Consider the following 18,343-nt stretch of genomic DNA (forward strand, 5'->3'; position numbering starts at 1 on the left):
TCAAGGCATTTTCCCCAACTGTTTCTGTTCATTGTCTCCTCTCTTTAAAGGTGTATGCGGGCCAATCGCACTTCCGGGCGATGAAACCCGCACGCCTGAGCTTGTGCATAAAATTACAAATATCATGCCAAGGAGTCCTGCATTTTTATATGTCCCTAATAAATTGAAATTATATAATAAAAAGAGGCCATCCACATTTACATGTGGATGGCCTCATAAAAATCTGTCAATTTTTTTAGACAGATGCTGTCTTATGTCTCGTTAAGTTGACATTTTCTTATTGATCGCGTTTTTTTTCACGAATTTTCAGCTGAACTGTCGCTTCATCAAAAGCTTTCGCCATGCGCAATTTTTTTATTTTCTCATACAGAGCGGCCCTGGAAATACCCAGCATGGCCGCCGCCTTAACCTTATTGCCGCCGGTTTCGCGTAAAACTTTTTCTATGGTCTGCCCTTCCACATTCATGGTAATCGCCTGTAAGGAACCAGCCGCCATATCTTTTCCCCACCCGGCCCGGCAGCACTCCGGCGGCAGATCATGCACGACGATCCGGCCCCCGCAACACAGGCTCAGGGCATGTCCCACAGCGTTGCGCAGTTCTCGGATATTGCCGGGCCAGGGATATTCCATCAGCACGTTCATGGCTTCTTCCGTACAGACCACTTCGCCCGCGCCCATATGGTCGAGAAAAAAGCGTACCAGCAGGGGGATGTCCTCCCGGCGCTCGCGCAGGGCGGGCAGGCGCAGTTTCATGGAGTTGATGCGGTAATACAGATCCTCACGAAAAGTTCCCGCCGTGATCATGGCCCGCAAGTCGCGGTTGGTGGCGGCCACCAGGCGGAAGTCCACATCCCTCGGTTGCGAGGAACCCAGGCGGAAAAGGCACTTTTCCTCAAGCACGCGCAGCAGCTTGGCTTGCGCCGACATGGGCAGATCGCCCACCTCGTCGAGGAAAAGCGTTCCCTGATGGGCCACCTCAATTTTGCCGATGCTTCCCTCTTTGCGCGCGCCCGAAAAAGCGCCCGGCGCGTAGCCGAAGACCTCGGATTCAAAGAGCTCCTTGGGAATCGCCGCGCAGTTGATGCCCACAAAGGGGCCCTCCGCGCGGGAACTGGCGGTATGGATGGCGCCCGCCGCCAGTTCCTTGCCCGTGCCCGTGGCCCCGAGAATGAGCACCGCCGCATCCGTGTGGGCGTAGCGCAGCAAAAGGGATTTGAACGCCCTGACGCTCTCGCTTTCCCCGACAATGGATTCAATGGTATACGGCGCGGACAGGGCGCTTTTGATCCGCCGCTGGCAGGAATTGACCTTTATGTCCAGGCAGCGCACATGCTCCAGAAGATCTTTAACCTGGGCCGCCGTGTCGAAGAGAGTCATGCTCAGAGCGCCGATCAGTTCGCCGTCCTCGTCAAAAAGAGGAACGCGGTTGACGATCAGCGTCGCGCCGCCGTTGGGGAAGCGCCGTATCTGACGCAACTCGGCCTTGCCTGAGCGCAGCACCGCCGGAATGCCGGAATCGGGAATAAGTTCCGTAATATGGCGACCGACGGCCTCGTCCGGACGCAGGTGGAGATAGTTGGCATAGGCGGCATTGATGAACTGTACAACGCCTTCCCTGTCGCAAATGAACGCGCCGGTGGGAAGGTCGCGCATCGCTGTGACGATGAGGGAGTTTCGCAGTTTTCTATTGTGCATTGGCTCCTGCCTCGCAAAAAACCGGCCATGTTCGCGGCCGGTTTTCCATATCAGAACGTTACGGCATGAGGCATCCGGACGCGGCTTTCCGCGCCTTGCAGGCCGCTTCCCTTTGCTCACAGAGGCATGGGAAAGGGCTCATAGGCCGTTTCATAGGCCATGCCCGCACGCAGCAGCCGGCTGTCCGCCCCGCGCGGACCGACGAGTTGCAGACCGAAAGGCATACCGTTGGCCTGAACGCCCGGCAACGCCAGAGACGGGCCTTCCGTTATGCTGAAGAGATTGACGAGATTCCGGGCCAGGGCAAATTCCTCCGCCTGCGCACTGAGGCGCGGCGCGGTGAATCGGGCCACGGGCAGAAGAAGCGCGTCTATCCCTTCACGGGCAAACAGGGCCTCCACAGCTTCCGTGAATTCCTGTTTGCGCCGCAAGGCCTGCGCATAGGCTTCGTCCGTGACGCTTTTCCCCTTGCGGTAGTCGGCCAGAACCCCGGCATGAACGACGTTTTCCGCATCCGGATGCGCCTCCATGTCCCGCCGGACATCCCTGGCGAATTCATAGCTGCGCAACAGATCCACCGTGGCCGCCGCCTCCGGATCTTCCAGCAGGGGAAAGCTGATCCGGGCGCAAACCCCGAGACCGCTCCACCGCTCCATGCTTCGGGAGTAGACAAAACGCGTGGCCGGTGAAACATCTTCCATGATCTCAGACAATATGCCGATGCGCGGTCCGTTTCCGGACGTGTCCCCAGCACGGGGAGCGTTCCGCGCCTCGGTCGCGATCTCCATGAGCAGCGCCACGTCACGGACGCTTCTGGCCAGCGCGCCGACCGTATCCAGACTGGAAGCGCGCGGGTATACGCCGTCCAGCGACACAGAACCGTATGTGGGGCGCAGACCGCACAAGCCGCACCAGGCGGCGGGCAGACGCACCGACCCGCCGGTGTCCGTGCCGATCCCTCCCCAAGCGAAACCCGCCGCCACGGCCACAGCCGCGCCGCTGGACGAGCCGCCGGGCGAAAAACGTTCCTCCGGACACCAAGGGTTGATGGACGGCCCCCAGTGCGAGGTTCTGCCGCTGACATGGGCCGCGAATTCGTCCATATTGGCTTTGGCCAGGATGATGGCCCCTTCCTCCCGCAGCTTCGCAATAACCCGCGCGTCGCGTTCACACGGGGAAGATTGGGCGAAAAGCGCGCTGGCCACAGTGGTCGGCAGACCTTTGACGTTGATGTTGTCCTTGACGATCAGGGGAATGCCGTGCAGGCGGCCCCGGAAACGCCCCTGCTTCGCCTCAGCGTCACATTGCGCGGCCTGCTCCGAAGCATCCTGCGCGAGGCAAAGCGTTGCGTTCAGGACTTCATTATACTGCTGATGCTTTTCCAGGCAGTGACGTACAAGCTCTCCTGAACTCAGCTCGCCGTTTTTCATGGCCGTTACGGCTTCGGAAATGCCGCGGTACCGCTGCGCCGCCATATCCGCTCTCCTAGTTTTCCCCGGTTGACGCCGTATCCTCAACGCTACGCCCGGCGGTTTCCTGTCCCCAGAGCCACAGGGCTATGATGGCTATGCCGAAGGCCACGGCCATGAAAATAAACACAGCCTTGACTCCGCCCATGGCCAGGAAGAATGCCAGGTAATAGGTGGCCAGAACGCCGCCGACAATGCGGGAAACGGCTTCGCCGAAGCCGGTGCCCACGCCGCGCAGTTCGGTGGGATATTGCTCAGCCACATAAACCTTGCAGATAGGCATGATGCCCGTGCCGAAAAAAGCCACCAGCGCGCCGATACACAACAGGGCGGTGATGGATTCCGTGCTCGTCAGCAGGAACAGGCTGATGATGGTGATGATGACATAAAGACTCCAGACGAGCTTGCGGCCATACTTGTCGGCCAGGGGCCCCATGACCACGGACCCCACACCGCCGAGCACGGTCATGGCCCCGGCCAGAATCACGGAGTTGGAAAGCTCAAAACCATACGTGGTGAGAATGGTGGGCACATAGACCATGACCACATACCAGGTGATCAATCCGGCCGAAAACATGCTCCAGGAAACCAGCGAGCGGCTCAGGTAGGGCGGTTGGAACAACATGCGCCAGTTAGCGGCCCTGCCCACGCTTCTGTCCGTCTCGGTCCGCTGCAAATTGCGCAGAACCTGGGGGTCCACAAAATTGTCGTCGTGTTCAACGCCCGCGCTCTTTTCCAGGCGCTCCACCAGACGCCTGACTTCTTCATGCCGCCCCCGCTTCATGAGCCAGCGGGGCGACTCAGGCAGATACTTGTGGAAAAACCAAATGGTGATGATGGGGATGCCGCCCACGATGAAGGGCACACGCCAGGCTGTTTCCAAAGGGAAATTTCTGATGGCCCATGAACCGCACAGTGTCGGCAATACATAGGCCGCCGTGAGAACGGCGTTACAAATGCAGACCAGAATTCCTCTGTGCCTGGCGGGCGCTATTTCCGAGATCATGAGATAAGGCAAGGGAAATACCGCGCCCGCTCCCAGCCCGGCAATGAAACGCATGCTCACGATCCACCACAGATCGGCTATGGCGCTGCCCACCAAGGTAAAGAAAGTAAAGATGAAAACGCCCCACAGCAGTATTTTTTTACGGCCGAAGCGGTCCGTCAGAAAACCCGCGCAGGCCGTACCAATAACCACGCCGGCTGTGGAACAGGACCCCAGAATGCCGATGGTGCCGGCATCCATGTGCCAGAGGTTCTTCAAAACCAGGACAACCTGGCCGATCATGCCGATATCAAACGCCTCCATCACCCAGCACCAGGACAAAAGCCCCACAAGCAGCATGACGGATTTGTTCATGGGCATCCGGTCCAGTCGTGAAATAAGATTCGCTTCTTTATGGATAGTATCCTGCTGTACCTGTGTCATAGTCGCTCCTCCCGCTAAAAAATTTTTTAGTGACAGAACAAAAAAATGACACCCTGCTTTTTGTATAACGGCATATGTAATCTTATTTATACTAACAGCATTATAAATATAGGCTGTAAAATTACATTTATCAAAAATATGAATTGTTACATCTTCATATTAAAGTTTTTTCTAAACAAAAAATATTTTTCTATATTTATAGGATTGAATATTAAACTCACTATTATAGCTATAGTGCATACTGCTACAGGGCATACTGCCATACACCATCTTCAAATTACTTTGTTCTATTTATAGCAAAGTCTGCACCAACTGCGGCGCGGCCAGACAACATGCATGTAATATGTTATAATAAAAAGAGAACCTCCACATTTGCCTGTGGAGGTTCTCACAAAAATATGTCAATATTTCTGGACAGTTGTTGTTTTATGTCTCGTTATCTTGACATTTTCTTAGCGTTCGCGCTTTTTATCACGAACCTTCAGCTTGAGCGTCTCTTCGTCAAAAGCCCCCGCCATGCGCAATTTTTTTATTTTCTCATACAGAGCGGCCCTGGAAATACCCAGCATGGCCGCCGCCTTAACCTTATTGCCGCCGGTTTCGCGTAAAACTTTTTCTATGGCCTGTCCCTCCGCATTCATGGTAATCATTTGCAAGGAACCAGCCGCCATATCTTTTCCCCATCCGGCCCGGCAGCATTCCGGCGGCAGATCATGCACGCCGATCCGGCCCCCGCAGCACAGGCTCAGGGCATGTCCCACAGCGTTGCGCAGTTCTCGGATATTGCCGGGCCAGGGATATTCCATCAGCACGTTCATGGCTTCTTCCGTGCAGACGGTTTCGCCCGCGCCCATGCGATCAAGGAAAAAACGCACCAGCAGGGGGATGTCCTCCCGGCGTTCGCGCAGGGCGGGCAGGCGCAGTTTCATGGAATTGATGCGGTAATACAGATCCTCGCGAAAGGTTCCCGCCGCGATCATGGCCCGCAAATCGCGGTTGGTGGCCGCCACCAGGCGGAAGTCCACATCCCTCGGTTGCGAGGAGCCCAAGCGGAAAAGGCGCTTTTCCTCAAGCACGCGCAGCAGCTTGGCTTGCGCCGACATGGGCAGATCGCCCACCTCGTCGAGGAAAAGCGTTCCCTGGTGGGCCACCTCAATTTTGCCGATGCTTCCCTCTTTGCGCGCGCCCGAAAAAGCGCCCGGCGCGTAGCCGAAGACCTCGGATTCAAAGAGTTCTTTGGGGATCGCCGCGCAGTTGATGCTTACAAACGGGCCTTCGGAACGTAAGCTGGCGGCATGAATGGCGCCAGCCGCCAGTTCCTTGCCCGTGCCCGTGGCCCCGAGGATAAGCACGGAAGCATCCGTGCGGGCGTAGCGCAGCAATAGGGATTTGAACTCGGTAATGCTCTTGCCGGTTCCGACAATGGAATCAATGGTATAGTGCGCCGATAGGGCGCTTTTGATCCGACGCTGGCAGGAGTTGAACTTGTTATCAAGACACTGCACATGCTCCAGAAGATCTCTGACCTGATCCGCCGTATCAAACAAGGTCATGCTCAGGGCGCCGATCAGTTCGCCGTCATCATTAAAAAGGGGAACGCGGTTGACGATCAGCGTCGCGCCGCCGTTGGGAAAGCGCCGTATCCGGCGCAGCTCGGCCTTGCCTGAGCGCAGCACCGCAGGAATGCCGGAATCGGGAATAAGTTCGGTAATATGACGGCCGACGGCCTCGTCCGGGCGCAGATGAAGATAGTTGGCATAGGCGGCATTGATGAACTGCACAATGCCTTCCCTGTCGCAAATGAACGCGCCGGTGGGAAGGTTGCGCATGGCCGCCGCGATGAGAGTGTCCCGTAATTCCCGACTATGCATAGCATACGCTATGCAAATATCCGGCCACTTTCGTGGCCGGATACAAGCATAAAAACGCTACGGCATGCTGTACTCGCGTACCCGGTTGAACACATTGCCGTCCCTGGCGAGACCCTGCGCGGCGGCCTTGTTATACCAGATCGCGGCTTCAGCCGGATTTTCCTGAACGCCGATGCCGTATTCATAGCAGGCGCCCACAAAACGCTCGGCCTGGGCGTAACCCTGATCCGCCGCCAGTTTGGCCCAGCGGAAGCTCTCTTTCTGGTCCTTGGCGGTCTGGTACAGGCCCTGACTGTAATACAGGGCCAGATTGAACTGGGCCTCGGCATATCCGGAATTGGCGGCGCGGGTCATCAGGGTCACCACGGCTCTGGGATCCTTGGGCACCCCGGCGCCCACTTCATAACAATAGGCCAGCAGCACCTGGGCCTCGCTGTCGTTCTGCTCGGCGGCCAACTGATACCACTGGGCGGCCACGGCCAGATCCTGCGGCACGCCCAGGCCGTTCTCATAGCAGCGCCCCAGCAGCACCTGGGCACGGGGGTTGCCGTCCCCGGCCAGAGGCTGGACCAGCCGCAGGGTCTTTTTGTATTCGCCGATATTGTAGGCCGTCCAGGCCTCCTGCAGGATTTTGCCCGTCGCGGCCGAAGGAACGGCGGCAGCCGCCTGAACCATGGACGCCGCGCCGCAGCTGAAACCTATGACAACGGCCAGCACGGCCGCCAGACAATACTTTTTCATGATTTTCTCCTTCACGCTTCCAGCCCTGTCGGGCCGGTTTTCATGGGGCGCAAGGATATCGCCTAGTTTGCCCAAAGGCAAGGACACTTGACGCTGGCCCCGGCACAAGGCACAACCGGGACATGAACAATGTTTTTTCATTTTCCGGCGGCCCGGCGCAATGCCGCCCGCACCGTCCAGGAGGAACGGCATGACCCCTTCCCCCAACCATCCGGATGATCCGCGCGGCGACGGCAACCTGCCGGAACGGATTTCCGGCCACTCCGCGAACCAGGACCAGCGCAGGGTGCTGGACGCCGAGGTCCTGGAGCCAGGCCAGGAACATAGCCGCAACGACCATGATGCCATGTTCGGCGGTCAGGGTCAGGAACAGGGGCGCGGCTTCAGCGGCGCGCAATTCGGAGGCTTCGGCTCCGGCGGCCTGCATTTCGGTCGGATCTGGACCAGCGGACGCGCGGACCAGAACGCCTGCCTTGCTCCCTGCATCAGCTTCGCGCTCTTTATGGTCTGTCTGGCCCAATTCGGCCTGCTGGCGGGCATCGGCTTTGTGTTTTTTCATATTGTGGGCAGCGTGGCGGGCGGTCTGCGCGACATGCGCCAGCTGATGCAGGGCCGCCAACCTAACCCCTGGCCCTGGCGCATGGGCAACTGGCTGGTCAGTTTTCTGCTGACCGCCTGGCTCGCGGGCGGTTTCGACTGATGCCCCGGCAAGCGGCAACCGTCACTCCCCCGCAGGCATGACATGGCATTGGACAGCGCCGTACAACCCTCGCAACGTCCGGACCGGACCGAGAAGGCCGCGGACATCTGGCACGTCTATTTGCTGGAATGCGCCGACGGCACGCTGTACTGCGGCATCACCACCGACCTCGCGCGGCGGCTGGACCAGCACAACGGCCTCGCGCCTGGCGGCGCCCGTTACACCAGCGGACGCCGGCCCGTGCGTCTGCTGGCCAGCCGCGCCTGCGCCCACAAGGGCGCGGCCCTGCGCCTGGAATGCGCGGTCAAGGCCCGTCCCCGGGCCGAAAAAATCCTTTTCCTGCAAGAGGGAGTTGTTGCGCCGTGTTGAGCCCCGAGGTTCTGCTGACCTTTTTCGCAGCGTCCCTGCTGCTGGGCATTGCGCCCGGGCCGGACAATATTTTTGTGCTCACCCAGTCCGCCGTCTATGGCGTGCGCGCGGGTCTGGCGACCACGCTGGGTCTGGTGACCGGCCTGTGCGTACACACCACGGCCGTGGCCTTGGGCGTGGCGGCTCTCTTTCAGACCTCGCCCCTGGCTTTCGCCATTCTCAAATACGTGGGCGCGGCCTATCTGCTCTATCTGGCCTGGCTCTCCTTCCGGGCCGGAGCCCTGCTGACCCATGCGCCGGACGGCGGCCGGACGGCCTTTCCCGGCTATGGCGTGCTGTACCGGCGCGGCATCGTGATGAACGTAACCAACCCCAAGGTTACACTTTTTTTCCTGGCTTTTCTGCCCCAGTTCTGCAATCCGGCGCTGGGCGGCGTGGCCGGGCAGGTATTGACGCTGGGCGCGTTGTTCATGCTGGCCACCATTCTGGTCTTTTTTTCCGTGGCCGCCCTGGGCGGCCGTCTGGCCCTCTGGTTCAACCGCTCCCGGCGCGGCCAGATCCTGGTCCACAGGGCCGCCGGGCTGGTTTTCGCCGCGCTCGCGGCGGCTCTGGTCCTGACCGGTTCCTGAAACGCGTCATCCGCCCGCCGTTCCTTGACAGGAGCGGGGGCGACGGGTATGAACAGCCCCTCTTGAGGTGCCCATGCAGAAATACCGTATTTCCATCAACGACCTGCCGCCGGACGGCAAGGAATTCGACCTGGACGATCAGGCCATCTGGCAGACACCCATGCGGGAATTCGAGATGGACTGCCGCATAAGCAGCCCCCTCAGCGCGCATATCAGCGTGCTGCCCGCCGAAGGCGGCTGTCTGGTGCGCGGCGAACTGCGCGGCCAGGTCGTCCTGCCCTGCAACCGTTGCGCCGAGGATGCCGTGACCGACATCCGGAGCAGTTTCGAAGAATTTGAGGAACTGCCCGACGAGGAAGACCCGGATGCCGGGCTGAACGCCCATGCCGGAAACGGCGCGCCCGACCCGGCGGCGGAAACGGAAAGCCGCATCATCTATGAGCGCAACACGCCCATGCTGGATCTGGCGGCCGTCTGCTGGGAGGAATTCATGCTGGCGCTGCCGGTCAACCCGCTCTGCAAGACGGATTGCAAGGGACTCTGCGCCCAGTGCGGCGCCAATCTGAACAACGACGACTGCGGCTGCATTCCGGATGAAGGCGATCCCCGGCTGGCGGTTTTACGCGGGCTCACCCTGCATAAAACCTAGACATTTGCAAAGACCTCAGCTATACTGATTTGTCTTGCGGTTAGGAGCGATCCTGAACCGCACCATTTCGTTTAAGCATTCCGCCCTGTCGGAAAAGGAGAATACCATGGCTGTTCAGCAAAACAAGAAATCCCGTTCCCGCAAGGGCATGCGCCGTTCCCATGACCGCGTGGCCACCCCCGCCGTCATCTATTGCTCCTGCGGCGAACCCACCGTGCCCCACAGCGTCTGCCCCAACTGCGGCACGTACAAGGGCCGTCAGGTGGTCGCCAAAAACGAAGCCGAATAATGAGCGAACGCCCCATCATCGCCGTGGACGCCATGGGTGGGGACTTCGGCCCCTCCGTGGTGGTGCCGGGCGCCGTTGAGGCCGCCCGGCTCCATGATCTGCACGTTCTGCTTGTGGGCGATACCCCCAAGCTGGAGGCCGAACTGAGCAAGATCGACCTCGCCAACGTGCACTTCGACATTGTCCAGGCCGATGATGTGGTGCACATGAACGAAAAGCCTTCGGACATCCTGCGCCGCAAGAAAAATGCCTCCATTCAGGTGGCCTGCCGTCTGGTCAAGGAAGGCGCTGCCGACAGCGTGGTCAGCGCCGGGCATTCCGGGGCCACGGTGGCCTGCGGCATGTTCATCATGGGGCGGCTTCCCGGCGTGGAGCGTCCGGCCCTGGCCGCTCTGCTGCCCACGGAAAAAAATCCTGTGGTGGTGCTGGACGCCGGAGCCAATGTGGACTGCCGGCCCTATCACCTTTTCCAGTTCGGGCTCATGGGCGACGCCTTCGCCCGCGACCTGCTCAGCTACGCCGCCCCGCGCGTGAGTCTGCTGAGCATCGGCGAGGAGGAAGGCAAAGGCAACTCGCAGGTCAAGGAAGCCTATGAGCTGCTGAAGATGGCCCAGAATCTCAACTTCATCGGCAATGCCGAGGGCCGCGACATCTTCACCGGCAACATCGACGTAGTCATCTGCGACGGTTTTGTGGGCAACGTGGTGGTCAAGATGAGCGAAGGGCTGGCCGCGTCTCTGGTCCGCATGCTCAAACGCGTCTTTACCTCGGGCTTTCTTCCCGCTCTGGGCGGCATGCTGGCCAAGGGCGCATTCAGGCATTTCGCCCGAACCATTGATTATGCCGAATACGGCGGCGCGCCGCTGCTCGGCCTCCAGGGTCTGGCCATCGTCTGTCACGGCCGCTCCAATGCCCGCGCCATGAGCAATGCCATCAAGATGAGCGGCACCTTCGTGCGCAAGGGCACCAATGACCGTCTTGCCGAAACCATTCTGGCCAACGAAGAGCTGACCCGTTTCTCCCGCGCCATTTAAACTGACTACGGACCCGCCATGACCGCAATCTGCCATCTGCACGCGCTGAGCGCCCACGCGCCGGACACGGTGCTGACCAATGACCATCTGACCAAACTGGTGGACACCAACGACGAATGGATCGTCACGCGCACCGGCATCAAACAGCGCCGCAAGCTGGCGGATACGGACAACGCCTCGGATCTCGGTCTGGTCGCTGCCCGGCGCGCCCTGGACGAAGCGGGCGTGGCGGTGGACGAACTGACCCACATTATCGCGGCCACCTGCACGCCGGATATGCTCTCGCCTTCCGTGGCCTGCATTCTGGCCGGAAAGCTGGGCGCGGGTCCGGTCATGGCCTTTGATTTCAGCGCCGCCTGTTCCGGTTTTCTGTACGGCCTTTCCATCTGCCGGGGCATGCTGGCCCAATCGCCCGACGCGTGCATTCTTTTTGTCTGCACCGAAGCCTTGACCCGCCGCGTCAACTGGAGCGACCGCGCCACCTGCGTGCTGTTCGGCGACGCGGCCACGGCCTGCGTGCTGACCGCTTCGGCGGACAAGGCCCTGGCCGGAGTGGAAGACGTCATCTGTCAGAGCGACGGCAATCAGCGCGACCTGATCACCGTGGGCGGCGGCACGACCTGCCGCTACGGCCTGGGCCAGCCCGTGGACGAAAACTTTTTCATCACCATGCAGGGCCGTGAAACCTACAAGCACGCCGTGCGCCAGATGGTGCGGGTCTGCGAGCAGATTCTCGCCCGTAACAGTCTTTCCATAGACGACGTGAATCTTTTTGTGCCGCATCAGGCCAACATGCGCATTATTGAAGCCGTGGGCAGCCGCCTGAACGTCGACGGCAATCGCGTGTTCACCAATGTGGACAAGTACGGCAATACCTCGTCGGCATCCATCCCTCTGGCGTTGGACGAGGCCCGCGCCGCCGGGCGGATCAAGCCCGGCGACCGCGTGCTGATGACGGCCTTCGGTTCCGGCCTGACCTGGGGCGCCGCTCTGCTGCGTTTTTAGCCGCCGGGCGCATGCACGCATTGAAATTCCCCCTTGTCTGAGCTATAAACAGCGTTCCACGTTCCCACAGCAAAGGCAGAACCAGCATGAGCATAACGCAGTCCACGCCTTCCGCCGCCCTTCCCACAGCCCTGGTGACCGGCGGTTCGCGCGGCATCGGCCGGGCTATCGCCCAAACCCTTGCCCGTGACGGCTTTCAGGTTTTCCTCACTTATGTGAGCCGCCCCGAAGAGGCGGAGCAGACCGTGGCCGAGATTGTCGCGGCAGGCGGACAGGCCCGGGCCTTCGCGCTCAATGTGGGCGACAGCGCGGCCGTGGCGGACTTTTTTGCCGCCGAGATCAAGGACAAAGTCGATCTGGCCGTGCTGGTCAACAACGCCGGCATCACCAAGGACGGCTTTCTGGTGCGCATGAAAGACGAGGACTTCGACAAAGTCCTGGCCGTCAATCTGCGCGGAGCCTTTGTCTGTACCCGCGAAGCGGCCAAGACCATGAGCCGGAACCGCAAAGGGCGGATCATCAATATTTCCTCAGTGGTGGGCCAGATGGGCAATGCCGGGCAGATCAACTACGCTTCGGCCAAGGCCGGTCTGCTGGGCCTCACCAAATCCTGCGCCAAGGAGCTGGCTTCCCGCCAGATCACGGTCAATGCCGTGGCTCCGGGCTTTATTGAAACGGATATGACGGCGAACCTGAACGACGACGTGCGCGCAAGCTATGTGGAATCCATTCCCCTGAAGCGCATGGGCGAGGCTCAGGATGTGGCCGAGGCCGTGGCTTTTCTGGCTTCGGACAGGGCCGCCTACATTACCGGACAGGTGCTGGCCGTCAACGGCGGCATGTACTGCTGAGAAGGCCTCTCCCCTGCGGCAACGCGCCCGGAACGCCCTTCGCGTCACCGGGGCATACGATAAGAGTCAATATTACCTGGAGGATACCATGTCTGATGTCGCGGAAAAAGTTACCAAGATCATTGTGGACCAACTGGGCGTGAGCGCCGATGAAGTGAAGCCCGAAGCCTCTTTTGTGGAAGACCTCGGCGCCGATTCCCTGGACCTGACCGAGCTGATCATGGCCATGGAAGAAGAATTCGACATCGAAATCGCCGATGACGACGCGCAGAAAATTCTCAAGGTCCAGGACGCCATTTCCTATATTGAAAATAAAAAATAGTCACGGCCCGGCGGCGGTTCCTTTACGTAAAGGACCGCGGCCGGAACGGGCATGTCCATTCCGCATCCGTCGCGCCGCTTGGCGTTCAGACGGACACGCGGCGGGAGAGGATGCGGTTTCGCGCCGTTCCTCGCATGGCGCATCGCCCGGCCGGTAGTCATCCGTCGAGCGGGGGGGATTCCGGCCCCCCGCCCAAAAGGAGTCCGCATGACCCGTCCCCGCGTAGTGATCACCGGCGTAGCCGGCGTTACGCCCCTCGCCAACGACATTGAAACCACCTGGAAACGCCTGCTTGCCGGCGAGTCGGGCATCGCGCCCATCACCCTGTTCGACGCTTCGGCCTATGATTCGCGTATCGCCGGCGAAGTAAAAAACTTCGTGCCCGAGGACTACATGCCTCCCAAACAGGTGCGGCGCATGGACCGCTTCACCCAGTTCGCCGTGGCTTCGGCCAAGATGCTGCTGCAGGACGCCGGCTTTGAAATCACCGAGGCCAACGCCTACGACGTGGCCGTGATTCTCGGCATCGGCCTCGGGGGCCTCCATACCCTGGAGACCTACCACACCAAGCTGCTGGAAGCCGGACCCAACAAAATTTCGCCCTTCATGATTCCCATGCTCATTTCCAATATGGGGCCGGGGCAGATCTCCATTTTCACCGGAGCCAAGGGCCCGAACATCGTCACTACCACGGCCTGCGCCTCGGCCATCCACGCGCTGGGCACGGCCTACAGCGAAATTCTGCTGGGCCGGGCCACCACCGCCATTTCCGGCGGCGTGGAAGCCACGGTGACGCCTCTGGGCGTGGCCGGTTTCACGGCCCTGAAGGCCCTCTCCTCGCACTACAATGACGATCCCACACACGCTTCCCGGCCTTTTGACGCCAAGCGCGACGGCTTTGTGATCGGCGAAGGCGCGGGCCTGCTGCTGCTGGAAAGTCTGGAGTCCGCCAAGGCGCGCGGCGCGAAAATCTATGCCGAAGTGGCCGGTTACGGCGCTTCCGGCGACGCCTACCATATGACGGCCCCCTGCGATACCGGCGAAGGCATGGCCCACGCCATGCGAAACGCCCTGCGCGAGGCGGGCATCGCGCCCGAGGCCGTGGGGCACATCAACGCCCACGCCACCTCCACCCAGCTCAACGACAGCACGGAAACCAAGGCCATCAAGCTGGTCTTCGGCGGACACGCCCAAAAGATCAAAATCTCCGCCACCAAGTCCATGACCGGCCATCTTCTGGGCGCGGCGGGCGGCATCGAGTCGGTCTTCACGGCCCTGGCCCTGCGCGACGAAATGCTGCCCGGCACCATCAATCTGGAAAATCCCGACCCGGAATGTGATCTGGACTACCTGGCCGACGGGTCCCGACATGTGGCCTGCGAGTATGCCATGTGCAATTCCTTCGGCTTCGGCGGCACCAACGCGAGCCTGATCCTGAAAAAATGGATTGAATAAGCGCGGCGTCCGCCGCCCGGCCGCATCCTGACAAACACGCTGCCCGCCGCTGTGGCGGGCAGCACTCTTTAAGTAAAAAGGACAAGCGTTCATGGACGAAATTCTGCTTCAAGATCCGGAGCTGGCCCGGGCCATTATTCTGGAGTCGGACCGGCAGGTGAGCAAGCTTGAGCTGATTGCTTCGGAAAACTTCGTCTCGCCCGCCGTGCGTGAAGCCCAGGGCAGCGTGCTGACCCACAAGTACGCCGAGGGCTATCCCGGCAAGCGCTATTACGGCGGCTGCGAATACGTGGACATCGCCGAAACCCTGGCGCAGGACCGGGCAAAACAGCTCTTCCGCTGCGGCTACGTCAACGTGCAGCCCCATTCCGGCTCGCAGGCCAACATGGCCGCCTATTTCGCCTGCCTCAAGCCCGGCGACGTGATTCTGGGCATGAATCTCTCCCACGGCGGGCATCTGACCCACGGCAGCCCGGTCAATTTCTCGGGCCGCCTGTTCAACATCGTCTCTTACGGCGTGCAAAAGGAAACCGGCCGCATCGACTATGACGAAGTGGCCGCCCTGGCGCGCGAGCACAAGCCCGCCGTCATTATGGCCGGGGCCAGCGCCTACCCGCGCCGCATCGATTTCGCCCGCTTCCGGGCCATCGCCGATGAGGTGGGGGCCAAGCTGCTGGTGGACATGGCCCACATCGCGGGTCTGGTGGCCGTGGGCCTGCACGAGAGCCCCATTCCCCACGCCCACATCACCACCACCACCACGCACAAGACCCTGCGCGGGCCGCGCGGCGGCATGATCCTTTCCAGCGAAGACAATGCCAAGACCCTGAACAGCCAGATTTTCCCCGGCATCCAGGGCGGCCCGCTGATGCACGTTATCGCGGCCAAGGCCGTGGCCTTCGGCGAGGCCCTGCGCCCGGCCTTCGCTGCCTATCAGCAGCGGGTGCTGGACAACACCGCCGCCCTGGCCCGATGCCTGATGGACGCGGGCTTTGAACTGGTTTCCGGCGGCACGGACAATCACCTCATGCTGGTGGACCTGACCAACAAGGACATCACCGGCAAGGACGCCGAGCAGGCTCTGGACCAGGCGGGCATTACGGTGAACAAGAACACCGTGCCCTTTGAAACCCGTTCGCCTTTCGTGACTTCGGGCATCCGTCTGGGTACGGCGGCCCTGACCACGCGCGGCCTGCAACAGGAACATATGCAAACGGTGGGCGGCTTCATCGTGGAAGCCCTGGAAAAGCGCGAAGACGCCCATGAACTGGACCGCATCCGCAAAAATGTGGAGGATTTCGCCCGCCAGTTCCCGCTGTTCACCTGTTAGGCTGTTCCCGTTTCTGCATGAAAAAGGCCGTTTGCGCGGCCTTTTTCATTTTTTGCGACGCGCCCGCGCGGCTTGGCTTTTGGGCCGCCTCTGTGTAAACTGCCTCAAATCCATTTGCGAGCGCCCTATGCAACGACTGCCCTGGCCTGATTATTTTATGAATATCACCTACCTGGTGAGTGAGCGTTCCACCTGTACCCGCCGCCGGGTAGGCGCCGTGGCCGTCAAGGACAAACGCATTCTGGCCACAGGCTATAACGGCGCGCCCGCCGGCGTGCCCCACTGCCTGGAAGTGGGCTGCCTGCGTGAACAACTCGGTATTCCCTCGGGCCAGCGCCACGAGATCTGCCGCGGCCTGCACGCCGAGCAGAACGTCATCATCCAGGCCGCGGTGCACGGCATCAACATCGCGGGCGCGGAACTCTACTGCACCACCCATCCCTGCGTGCTGTGCAGCAAAATGCTGATCAATTGCGGCATCCGCCATATCTACTACGCCGAAGACTACCCCGACGATCTGGCCTCCACCATGCTGCGCGAGGCAGGCGTCACCGTGGAGCAGTTCACCTTCACCCCGCCCCGCGTCAGCGGCATGCCCGGGGCCATGAGCGGAGAAAAGCGCTATGACTGAACAGGATTTCGCTCCGTTCATGCGCGAGGCCATCGCCCTGGCCGAGCAGGGACGCTGGAAAGCTTGCCCCAACCCCACGGTGGGTGCGGTGTTGCTGCGCGACGGCCAGATTGTCGCGCGCGGCTGGCACCATGAAGCCGGGCAGGACCACGCCGAGGTGGACTGCCTGAAAGACGCGGCGGCGCACGGCGTGAATCCCAAAGGCTGCACGTTGGTGGTCACGCTGGAACCCTGCAACCATCAGGGCAAGACGCCGCCCTGCACCCAGGCCATCCTGGACGCGGGCGTCAGCCGGGTGGTCATGGGGCTGGCCGACCCCAATCCCCTGGCCGCCGGAGGCGCGGCCCGCCTGCGCGAAGCCGGGGTGGAGGTTCTGGGTCCGGTCTGCGAAACGGAATGCCGTGATCTGGTGGCGGATTTTCTGGTCTGGCAGAGCACGGACAGGCCCTATCTGATTCTCAAGATGGCCGCCACGCTGGATGGCCGCATCGCCACGCGCAATGGGCATTCCCAGTGGATCACCTGCGAGGCCTCGCGCCGGGAGGTACAGGACCTGCGCGCGGGTCTGGGCCTGTGCGGCGGCGCGGTGCTGGTGGGCGGCGGCACTTTCAGGGCGGACAATCCCCTCCTGACGGCGCGCGGCGGCTGCGCCGACGCTCCGCAGCCCCTGGCCTGCCTGCTGACCTCGCGTCTGCCCAAGCCGGACGCTGATTTTCATCTGCTCAAGGAGCGACCCGAACAGACGGTTTTTCTGGCCTCACCGGCCGTTGCGGCCTCCACGGCGGCACAGGCTCTGCGTCAGATAGGCGCGCGCGTGCTGGCGCTGGGGCCCGGTCCGCACGGCGGCCCGGATTTCCGCGAGATGTTCCGCGCCCTGCGCCAGGACCTGGGCTGCCCTTATGTGCTCTGCGAGGGCGGCGGCCGCTTGGCGCTGGCCCTGCTGGAAGCGGGTTTTGTGGATGAATTCCGCCTGCATCTGGCACCTCTGGTGCTGGGCGACAACGAGGCCCGCCCCCTGTTCGCCGGACGCGCGCCCCAAAGCCTGAGTGAAGCCCTGCGCCTGCGGATCAGCCGGACCAGCCTCTGTGGCGATGACATTCATATTCTGCTGCGTCCCCTTGCGGCGGACGATGCCGGTCAGGGGGAGTAGACGGATGTTCACGGGCATCATCCAGGGGCAAGGCGAGATCAGCTCCCTGCGTAAAACCGGCGCGGAATGCCGTCTGGCCATCCGGCCTCTGTTCACCCTGACGGACGTCATCGACGGTGAATCCATCGCGGTCAACGGGGCCTGCCTGTCGGTGGAAAGCCACAGCCGCGACGCCTTCACGGCATACGCCTCGGCGGAAACCCTGGCGCGCACCACGTTGGGCGCGCTACGCAACGGCGATCTGGTCAACCTTGAGCGCGCCTTGGCGCTGGGCGACCGTCTGGGCGGGCATCTGGTCAGCGGCCATGTGGACTGCCTGGCCACGGTGCGCGACGTGCGCCCCGCCGGGCAATCCCTGCGCTGCCGCCTGGAATTTCCGGCGGATTTCGGCCCCGAAGTCATTGCCAAAGGCTCGGTGGCCCTTGACGGAATCAGTCTGACGGTCAATGATTGCGGCCCCGATTTTCTGGAGGTCAACATCATTCCCGACACGCAGAAGCGCACTACCATGCGCCAGTGGCGCCCCGGCGCGCGCGTCAATATGGAAACGGACCTTATCGGAAAATATGTGCACAGCCTGCTCGGCCCCTGGTCCGGAATAGCCGGAGCGACCGGAGTGCCCGGCAAAACCGGACGGACGGACGGTTCTGCCGCCGCGACGGAAGCGCGTGCGGGCGTCAGCCGGGAACTGCTGTTGCGCAACGGTTTTATTTAGCTTTTTTT

The 18,343-nt window shown here is 61.3% G+C and carries 19 protein-coding genes; 14 read left to right on the forward strand and 5 right to left on the reverse strand.

The window, feature by feature from the left end; all coding sequences use genetic code 11:
• Positions 1-277: 277 nt before the first annotated feature.
• The 5 genes from FYJ44_RS01135 to FYJ44_RS01155 form a co-directional block, all read right to left on the reverse strand.
• Positions 278-1,696, reverse strand: coding sequence for a sigma-54 interaction domain-containing protein (locus FYJ44_RS01135; RefSeq protein WP_154508387.1), 1,419 nt, complete (start codon positions 1,694-1,696; stop codon positions 278-280).
• Between the two features lie 116 nt (positions 1,697-1,812).
• Positions 1,813-3,171 carry an amidase gene (locus FYJ44_RS01140; protein ID WP_154508389.1) on the reverse strand — a complete coding sequence of 453 codons (1,359 nt, stop codon included), beginning with the start codon at positions 3,169-3,171 and terminating at the stop codon, positions 1,813-1,815.
• A 10-nt stretch (positions 3,172-3,181) separates the two neighbouring features.
• Positions 3,182-4,594 (reverse strand): MFS transporter, encoded by a 1,413-nt coding sequence (locus tag FYJ44_RS01145; protein WP_154508391.1) that lies wholly within the window; start codon positions 4,592-4,594, stop codon positions 3,182-3,184.
• A gap of 452 nt (positions 4,595-5,046) precedes the next feature.
• Positions 5,047-6,465, reverse strand: coding sequence for a sigma-54 interaction domain-containing protein (locus FYJ44_RS01150; RefSeq protein WP_154508393.1), 1,419 nt, complete (start codon positions 6,463-6,465; stop codon positions 5,047-5,049).
• Between the two features lie 57 nt (positions 6,466-6,522).
• Entirely contained in the window at positions 6,523-7,206 is a 684-nt protein-coding gene (locus FYJ44_RS01155; RefSeq protein WP_154508395.1) for a tetratricopeptide repeat protein, read from the reverse strand.
• A 190-nt stretch (positions 7,207-7,396) separates the two neighbouring features.
• On the opposite strand from FYJ44_RS01155, the gene FYJ44_RS01160 reads away from it, so the two are divergent.
• The 14 genes from FYJ44_RS01160 to FYJ44_RS01225 all read left to right on the forward strand — a co-directional run bounded on the left by FYJ44_RS01160 (position 7,397) and on the right by FYJ44_RS01225 (position 18,335).
• Positions 7,397-7,906: a hypothetical protein gene (locus FYJ44_RS01160; protein ID WP_229772434.1), complete on the forward strand. Its 510-nt coding sequence runs from the start codon at positions 7,397-7,399 to the stop codon at positions 7,904-7,906.
• A 42-nt stretch (positions 7,907-7,948) separates the two neighbouring features.
• Complete coding sequence (locus tag FYJ44_RS01165; RefSeq protein WP_229772435.1) at positions 7,949-8,275, forward strand: GIY-YIG nuclease family protein; 327 nt, start codon at positions 7,949-7,951, stop codon at positions 8,273-8,275.
• Complete coding sequence (locus tag FYJ44_RS01170) at positions 8,269-8,904, forward strand: LysE family translocator (RefSeq protein WP_287700977.1); 636 nt, start codon at positions 8,269-8,271, stop codon at positions 8,902-8,904. Before FYJ44_RS01165 ends, FYJ44_RS01170 begins: the two co-directional genes overlap by 7 nt.
• A 73-nt stretch (positions 8,905-8,977) precedes the next feature.
• On the forward strand, positions 8,978-9,553 hold the full coding sequence (locus tag FYJ44_RS01175; protein ID WP_154508400.1) for a YceD family protein: 576 nt from the start codon (positions 8,978-8,980) through the stop codon (positions 9,551-9,553).
• 106 nt (positions 9,554-9,659) lie between these two features.
• Positions 9,660-9,842, forward strand: a complete 183-nt coding sequence (gene rpmF, locus FYJ44_RS01180) for a 50S ribosomal protein L32 (RefSeq protein WP_154508402.1) — start codon at positions 9,660-9,662, stop codon at positions 9,840-9,842.
• Entirely contained in the window at positions 9,842-10,876 is a 1,035-nt protein-coding gene (plsX, locus tag FYJ44_RS01185) for a phosphate acyltransferase PlsX (RefSeq protein ID WP_154508404.1), read from the forward strand. The genes rpmF and plsX overlap by 1 nt, the downstream gene beginning before the upstream one ends.
• A gap of 18 nt (positions 10,877-10,894) precedes the next feature.
• The gene (locus FYJ44_RS01190; RefSeq protein ID WP_154508406.1) at positions 10,895-11,881 is read left to right on the forward strand and encodes a beta-ketoacyl-ACP synthase III; all 987 of its coding nucleotides are present in this window, start codon (positions 10,895-10,897) and stop codon (positions 11,879-11,881) included.
• 86 nt (positions 11,882-11,967) lie between these two features.
• Positions 11,968-12,732 (forward strand): 3-oxoacyl-[acyl-carrier-protein] reductase, encoded by a 765-nt coding sequence (fabG, locus tag FYJ44_RS01195; protein WP_154508407.1) that lies wholly within the window; start codon positions 11,968-11,970, stop codon positions 12,730-12,732.
• 88 nt (positions 12,733-12,820) lie between these two features.
• Positions 12,821-13,054, forward strand: a complete 234-nt coding sequence (gene acpP, locus FYJ44_RS01200) for an acyl carrier protein (protein WP_008684722.1) — start codon at positions 12,821-12,823, stop codon at positions 13,052-13,054.
• 207 nt (positions 13,055-13,261) lie between these two features.
• Positions 13,262-14,509 (forward strand): beta-ketoacyl-ACP synthase II, encoded by a 1,248-nt coding sequence (gene fabF, locus FYJ44_RS01205; RefSeq protein ID WP_154508409.1) that lies wholly within the window; start codon positions 13,262-13,264, stop codon positions 14,507-14,509.
• Positions 14,510-14,600: 91 nt separating this feature from the next.
• Positions 14,601-15,839, forward strand: a complete 1,239-nt coding sequence (glyA, locus tag FYJ44_RS01210) for a serine hydroxymethyltransferase (protein ID WP_154508411.1) — start codon at positions 14,601-14,603, stop codon at positions 15,837-15,839.
• A 127-nt stretch (positions 15,840-15,966) separates the two neighbouring features.
• Positions 15,967-16,470, forward strand: a complete 504-nt coding sequence (locus FYJ44_RS01215) for a deoxycytidylate deaminase (protein WP_154508412.1) — start codon at positions 15,967-15,969, stop codon at positions 16,468-16,470.
• Positions 16,463-17,620 (forward strand): bifunctional diaminohydroxyphosphoribosylaminopyrimidine deaminase/5-amino-6-(5-phosphoribosylamino)uracil reductase RibD, encoded by a 1,158-nt coding sequence (ribD, locus tag FYJ44_RS01220; protein WP_154508414.1) that lies wholly within the window; start codon positions 16,463-16,465, stop codon positions 17,618-17,620. The genes FYJ44_RS01215 and ribD overlap by 8 nt, the downstream gene beginning before the upstream one ends.
• Before the next feature lie 4 nt (positions 17,621-17,624).
• Entirely contained in the window at positions 17,625-18,335 is a 711-nt protein-coding gene (locus FYJ44_RS01225; RefSeq protein ID WP_154508416.1) for a riboflavin synthase, read from the forward strand.
• Positions 18,336-18,343: the final 8 nt, after the last annotated feature.

The sequence above is a fragment of the Desulfovibrio porci genome (assembly GCF_009696265.1).
Classification (GTDB): domain Bacteria; phylum Desulfobacterota; class Desulfovibrionia; order Desulfovibrionales; family Desulfovibrionaceae; genus Desulfovibrio; species Desulfovibrio porci.

Coding starts and splice junctions, on each gene's coding strand:
- FYJ44_RS01135 (WP_154508387.1), bottom strand. CDS start 1,696: ATGCACAATAGAAAACTGCGAAACTCCCTCATCGTCACAGCGATGCGC.
- FYJ44_RS01140 (WP_154508389.1), bottom strand. CDS start 3,171: ATGGCGGCGCAGCGGTACCGCGGCATTTCCGAAGCCGTAACGGCCATG.
- FYJ44_RS01145 (WP_154508391.1), bottom strand. CDS start 4,594: ATGACACAGGTACAGCAGGATACTATCCATAAAGAAGCGAATCTTATT.
- FYJ44_RS01150 (WP_154508393.1), bottom strand. CDS start 6,465: ATGCATAGTCGGGAATTACGGGACACTCTCATCGCGGCGGCCATGCGC.
- FYJ44_RS01155 (WP_154508395.1), bottom strand. CDS start 7,206: ATGAAAAAGTATTGTCTGGCGGCCGTGCTGGCCGTTGTCATAGGTTTC.
- FYJ44_RS01160 (WP_229772434.1), top strand. CDS start 7,397: ATGACCCCTTCCCCCAACCATCCGGATGATCCGCGCGGCGACGGCAAC.
- FYJ44_RS01165 (WP_229772435.1), top strand. CDS start 7,949: ATGGCATTGGACAGCGCCGTACAACCCTCGCAACGTCCGGACCGGACC.
- FYJ44_RS01175 (WP_154508400.1), top strand. CDS start 8,978: ATGCAGAAATACCGTATTTCCATCAACGACCTGCCGCCGGACGGCAAG.
- rpmF (WP_154508402.1), top strand. CDS start 9,660: ATGGCTGTTCAGCAAAACAAGAAATCCCGTTCCCGCAAGGGCATGCGC.
- plsX (WP_154508404.1), top strand. CDS start 9,842: ATGAGCGAACGCCCCATCATCGCCGTGGACGCCATGGGTGGGGACTTC.
- FYJ44_RS01190 (WP_154508406.1), top strand. CDS start 10,895: ATGACCGCAATCTGCCATCTGCACGCGCTGAGCGCCCACGCGCCGGAC.
- fabG (WP_154508407.1), top strand. CDS start 11,968: ATGAGCATAACGCAGTCCACGCCTTCCGCCGCCCTTCCCACAGCCCTG.
- acpP (WP_008684722.1), top strand. CDS start 12,821: ATGTCTGATGTCGCGGAAAAAGTTACCAAGATCATTGTGGACCAACTG.
- fabF (WP_154508409.1), top strand. CDS start 13,262: ATGACCCGTCCCCGCGTAGTGATCACCGGCGTAGCCGGCGTTACGCCC.
- glyA (WP_154508411.1), top strand. CDS start 14,601: ATGGACGAAATTCTGCTTCAAGATCCGGAGCTGGCCCGGGCCATTATT.
- FYJ44_RS01215 (WP_154508412.1), top strand. CDS start 15,967: ATGCAACGACTGCCCTGGCCTGATTATTTTATGAATATCACCTACCTG.
- ribD (WP_154508414.1), top strand. CDS start 16,463: ATGACTGAACAGGATTTCGCTCCGTTCATGCGCGAGGCCATCGCCCTG.
- FYJ44_RS01225 (WP_154508416.1), top strand. CDS start 17,625: ATGTTCACGGGCATCATCCAGGGGCAAGGCGAGATCAGCTCCCTGCGT.